We start from the raw sequence: 1,330 nt of genomic DNA, 5'->3' as shown, positions 1-1,330 counted from the left end.
AGGCGGGTGATAGGGTTGGCGGGAGTGGCGTAAGCGATTGCTTTGCAGTAGGAAAATGGGTGTCTAGACCAGTCCTGCAGCGAGGCAATTTATGCCACGGACCACACCCGCCGGGAGCGATGATAGCGCACCGGGATTTTCGTTTCCAGCGGTTGGCGGGAAGAAGATCACAGCCGCGTTCGACGGTGGCCGGCTGACCTCGGACGGCGGCGTTCTGTTGCTGGCGCAAGCCGAGCGAGCGATGGGAATTTGCCGGAGGCTTGCGGCTTGCATCGCTGATCCGCGTGACCCGACGCGGGTGACCCATCGCCTTGATGACATCCTGCGCGCCCGGGTGTTCGCGATCACGTGTGGCTACGAGGATGCTGACGATCTCGACGCCCTGCGCGACGATCCGGGGTTCCGCCTGGCACTGGGCAAGTTGCCGGGATCGGGCGCGGGGCTTGCGAGCCAACCGACGATGAGCCGCTGGGAGAATGCACCGACCACGCGCGAACTGGCCCGGATGATGGCCGCGATGATCGGCGTCTACTGTGCCAGCTATCCGGTCCCACCGGCGGCGGTGACGCTGGACATCGATGACACCTGCGATGTCGTGCACGGCTATCAGCAACTCTCGTTTTGGAATGGCCATCACGGCGAACGCTGCTTTCTGCCGATCCACGTCTACGACACTGCGACCGGCCGTCCGGTCGCGATGCTGCTGCGCACCGGCAAGACGCCGTCTGGTGCCGAAGGTGCCGGCCACATCCGGCGCCTGGTGCGTCATATCCGCCAGCACTGGCCCGATACCCACATCACTATCCGCGGAGACGGGCACTACGGTCGGCCCGAGATCATGGCGTTCTGCGAGGCGGCCGGGGTCGATTACGTGTTCGGCTTGCCGACCAACGCCGCGCTGCGGGCCGATCCGATCATTGTCGCCGTCGCCGATGCCTGCGCGGTCAAGCGGGCTCAGCGCCAATGCCCGGTCCTGCGCCATTATACCGAGACCCGCTACGGCGCCAAAAGCTGGAAGGGCCAACGCCGCGTCGTCGCCCGGATCGAAGCCAGCACGCTGGGCATGGACATCCGCTATGTCGTCACCTCGCTGACAGAAGGCTCGGCCGAGCATATTTACGACACGCTCTACTGCGCGCGCGGCCAAGCCGAGAACCTGATCAAGCGCCACAAGACCCAGTTGGCCAGCGATCGCACCTCGTGCCGCTCGGCCAATGCCAACCAGATGCGCCTCATCCTGCATACCGCCGCCTACTGGCTGATGTGGCGCATCCAGCAGGCCATCCCCAAGGCCACTGCGCTGGCCGCTGCCGAGTTCGCGACTCTGCGC

Annotated in this window: 1 protein-coding gene; it reads left to right on the top strand. The window is 65.3% G+C overall.

Annotated features, from left to right (window positions below):
* Nucleotides 1-91 precede the first annotated feature (91 nt).
* Nucleotides 92-1,330, top strand: a 1,239-nt coding sequence (locus ACYPYD_RS04015; protein ID WP_459662174.1) for an IS1380 family transposase, incomplete at its 3' end; no start/stop codon positions are given.

This window comes from Novosphingobium sp. 11B (assembly GCF_054589055.1).
Note: the sequence above shows the minus strand (reverse complement) of the source record. Positions and strands in the feature narration are given on the sequence as shown.